The 3789-nt window shown below is 49.6% G+C and carries 4 protein-coding genes; 1 reads left to right on the top strand and 3 read right to left on the bottom strand.

Annotated features, from left to right (window positions below):
* Positions 1-112: 112 nt before the first annotated feature.
* Positions 113-769 (top strand): O-acetyl-ADP-ribose deacetylase, encoded by a 657-nt coding sequence (locus C4B57_06280; protein PXF54704.1) that lies wholly within the window; start codon positions 113-115, stop codon positions 767-769.
* 20 nt (positions 770-789) lie between these two features.
* Here the strand turns inward: C4B57_06280 and C4B57_06275 are convergent, their stop codons facing one another.
* The 3 genes from C4B57_06275 to tsaA form a co-directional block, all read right to left on the bottom strand.
* Complete coding sequence (locus tag C4B57_06275; protein ID PXF54680.1) at positions 790-969, bottom strand: hypothetical protein; 180 nt, start codon at positions 967-969, stop codon at positions 790-792.
* A gap of 162 nt (positions 970-1131) precedes the next feature.
* Positions 1132-3045: a hypothetical protein gene (locus tag C4B57_06270; protein ID PXF54679.1), complete on the bottom strand. Its 1914-nt coding sequence runs from the start codon at positions 3043-3045 to the stop codon at positions 1132-1134.
* 44 nt (positions 3046-3089) lie between these two features.
* Positions 3090-3536 carry a tRNA (N6-threonylcarbamoyladenosine(37)-N6)-methyltransferase TrmO gene (gene tsaA / locus C4B57_06265; GenBank protein PXF54678.1) on the bottom strand — a complete coding sequence of 149 codons (447 nt, stop codon included), beginning with the start codon at positions 3534-3536 and terminating at the stop codon, positions 3090-3092.
* Positions 3537-3789 lie beyond the last annotated feature (253 nt).

The following is a 3789-nucleotide window of genomic DNA, read 5'->3' as shown; positions in this document are numbered from 1 at the left end:
TCCTGGCTATGGTGGTATTTTTACCCATAGCTTGAGAAAAGACGATCACAGCTTGCCTCTGAAGGCTCAAAAGAGCCTCCTGTGCTGCGTCACAAAATTCGCCTGCGCTTATATGAAATATCCAGACGAGCATTACACTGGGATAAATGAAAAGCACGGCCCGACTGAAGTTACAGAGGCCAGGAAGTCATTAGACAAGATCTTGGAATGGCAGGAGGACGGCATCGTGGAAATTAAGATCGGATCGTCCGTAGTGGAGTTGACACAGGGAGATATCACACAGCAGGATACAGAGGCCATAGTAAATGCAGCCAATCGCACCCTTCTGGGTGGAGGCGGCGTGGATGGTGCAATTCACCGGGCAGCAGGCCCGGAATTGCTTGCCGAGTGCCGAACCCTTGGAGGCTGCGACACAGGGGATGCAGTGGTCACCCGAGGCTATAGGCTCAAGGCCAAGTATGTGATCCATACAGTGGGTCCCGTCTATCGTGGTCCAGATCCAAGTACAGAGCGCCTGCTTGAAAGCGCCTACCGAAGGAGCCTGGAAGTCGCACTGGCAAAGGAAATCCGCTCAGTGGCCTTTCCTGCCATCAGCACGGGGGCCTATGGATATCCCCTGGGAGAAGCGGCTTCTGTGGCCCTTCATACCGTTGTTGATTTTCTGCAGGCCCACCCTGAAATCAAGCTGGTTCGCTTTGTGCTTTTTGATCAAAGGGCCCTTGAAGCATTTGAAAAAGCCCTTGAAAGGTTTATTCCGGCAGGATCATAAAAAACCGGGAACTCAATAGGCTACATATTCTCGGATTTGAACTTTTCAAGACCTATCTCTCTGATACGGTCAAGATTTCCAGTCCTGTCTGTCCTGGAAATAAGCCCGAATAATTTTGTGATTATATTATTTAACTTATTGCATTTCCTTAATTCTTGAAAATCTCTGCAATCAGCACATGTATCATACCCGTTGTCCATATTGCATTTCCTGATTTTACAATTCCGGAAAACAGGCCTTTCACCCCGGCAGCCCCGGCATTTTCCATTTATATAAAGTCCGCACTTAGAGCAGATTAAACCACAACATGCGACTATTATGTCTTGATTGTTGTCCAACATGCCGGCTTTATCTCTCGAAATTCAGGTGTCAGCTCGGTCCTTGAACGAAGACCTTGAAATGCCGGCCGGTCTCACAGGCACAGCCAGGCTCAGGTACCTTCCGTTCTCTTCAAACATGAGCTTTTTGTCTACCATCATCCTCAAAAACGGCACGATCCTGTCTTCGGCAATTCCCGGGAAATGAGCCAGGACCCTTTTGAGCGAACGATGCCTTTGGCAAAAGAGATAGATTGCCCTGGATGTTCCCACGAGGCGGTGCGTCAATGGTTCGGCATTTGTGCGTTTCTGGCGTATGATCAAAAAGTCCCGGCCGTCCCGTAAACTGAGGATGGGAGTGTGTGAGGCACCCCTGTGAAGTTCGGCGTATCTCTTTTTCCATGCCCTCACCTTTTTCTTTACCGGTTGCCAGATCTTCCTTTGAAACATGAGGTCGCCACGATAGGCCTGAATCATAAAGAGGCGCGGGGAGCTGGAGACATGTGGCGGGAATATGGCGGCGTAATTCGGATGATTGAAAACCGCCTTGACCCCGAAGGCTTGGGGGTCCTGCCATACAGGGCTTCCGAGGCCGAGCCAGAAATGGACGGACCTCAGCGGACGGAATGGCAGAGCGAACTCAAGATTGCGCATGGTTTCCTCCACATCCAGAAGGTCACTGCCGGGGAAATGGAGTATCAGATTTGAGACATTTATTATGCCGAGTTCTTCGCAGTGTTTCATGACCTCCAGGTTCTGGATGGCCGTAGTCCCCTTGTTGAGCTTCTTAAGCAGCCTTGTGCTGAGGGCCTCAATGCCGATCTGGACCTCGTGCATCCCTGCGGCCTGCATTGCCTCCAACATATGCCTGGGGGTTGTGGCCCGTATCTCGGCAAAAAGGCGAAAGTCCTTGCCCAGATTGCCAAGCCTGTCAAAAATCTCTGCTGATTCCTTCATGGGAAGCAGGTTGTCCATAAAGGCCACAGAGAGTGTCTTGTGCCTTGTGGTCAGGTTATCGATCTCAGAGATCACCTTGGATGGACTCTTTGACCTGTAACCGTCCCACTGGAGATTGAGATTGCAAAAGGCACACCCTGAATATTTCGCAGCACCTTTCGACCGGCGCCACCAGCATCCCCGGGATATCTCTGCCGATAAGGTTGGGAAGAAGCTCTTTTCCGGGCTGAATGTCTTAAGCAGATCAAAATAGTCATCATAGTCAGGAAATGGGAGATTATTTAAGGTCTCCATTTGGTTGAAAGAGACAGGGGTTTCATCATTCGCGGCTTTCCGTGAAACAATCCCGGGGATAGGAGGCATCTCCTCATGGCCCTGGGGATCCCTGAGATGATGAACCAGTTGGCTCAGCTGGAGCTCGCCTTCACCATTGACCACAAAGTCCGCTTCCGGAAACACCTGAAGCAGTCTTCTGGTGGATTCTCCTGCGAACATGGACCCGCCTATCACAATGGTGAGATCCGGGGACCTCTGCTTGATGCGCTTGATAAAATAGAGGGCGGATGTGAGCTGACAAAGGCATATTGAAAAGCCGGCCAGGCCGAAGTCTCCCCAGTTTGTGCTGTCAATGAAGGCATCCGATACCTTCTTGGCCTGAAAGGCCAGGGTTTCGAGGCCTGTATTGCGGATAAGGGGATTGCGTGAGGCCTCCCGGGAGAAGACCTTTTTTATATACTCAAGGCGTTCCGGGAACAGCAGGGCGGCATATACGGTTTCCGCCAGCCATGTTCTTTCAGAGATGACCTGATAGAGCCTGTAACCAATGGTTTCCGCTACCTTTAAATAAAAATGGTGGGCCTCCACTTTCAGATCGGGAAACTGCATGCCCAGATATGCCTTCAGAGTTCCAAGCTGAATAGAAGGACGGCTGAAAAGGGGCCAGGGTGTTGAAACCAAAACGATACGCTCCAATGGACCGGTTCTCTCCCCTTTCGCTGTCATTTATTATGTATCCCGGATTCCGGTTCAGCGGCTGAACGACTCAACTATTTGACGATCTCTGATGAATGAGACGGTCGAGGCCGGGCCGCCCATTGCGGGACAAAGGCATCTTGCACTGTATTCATGGAAGGGATGTATGATTTCAGGTCCAACACCGGTGAATCATTGAGGGCATCGATTGAATCAATCCGGATTACGTCTTTTTTGATTGACAGAATTTTACAGATTGATAGACCAATGAGATTAGGCCTGCAGGGGGAATGGCAGGCGAATACGCCTGTCAACGGGTTATCCATATTGTGTCTGGGATGAACACGCAAGACATTTCTTTTCTCAGGCGTATCGTTTTTATGAAACCAATACAGCACTATTACATGGGAAAACTGATCCAGCCCCAAAAGGGCATCGGCATATTCCTTGTAAACCTCTATGGCTGTGGTGCCCGAATCCTTTTTGACTTTTCCCACTGCAAACAACTGAAAAGAGTCCATTGGACCTCCTTAATTGCACTATGAAATTTACCGGAGTTCATGCCTCTAAAAAATCTTCTGGAATTTAGCCACATGGTCAGGATAAAACGGCGTAGCACCTGTCGCGATGTCAACTGAATGCAGGCAAAACTGGATATTTCATATAAGATACAGGCAGCAAGCACCGGGTAGGCTGCTTGCCATACAATTACTGCCATTGGTCTGAAGATTCTTTCATAGAGCAACCATTTTTTGAGTCAACTCCTCAATTTTT

This window comes from Deltaproteobacteria bacterium, assembly GCA_003194485.1.
GTDB lineage: Bacteria > Desulfobacterota > Dissulfuribacteria > Dissulfuribacterales > UBA3076 > UBA3076.
The sequence above is the reverse complement of the archived record's forward strand: the minus strand, read 5'-3'. Positions and strand labels throughout refer to the sequence as shown.

Bases quoted from the DNA above. Each gene is read 5' to 3' on its own strand.
- C4B57_06280 (PXF54704.1), top strand. From the start codon at position 113: ATGAAATATCCAGACGAGCATTACACTGGGATAAATGAAAAGCACGGC.
- C4B57_06270 (PXF54679.1), bottom strand. From the start codon at position 3,045: ATGACAGCGAAAGGGGAGAGAACCGGTCCATTGGAGCGTATCGTTTTG.
- C4B57_06275 (PXF54680.1), bottom strand. From the start codon at position 969: ATGGACAACGGGTATGATACATGTGCTGATTGCAGAGATTTTCAAGAA.
- tsaA (PXF54678.1), bottom strand. From the start codon at position 3,536: ATGGACTCTTTTCAGTTGTTTGCAGTGGGAAAAGTCAAAAAGGATTCG.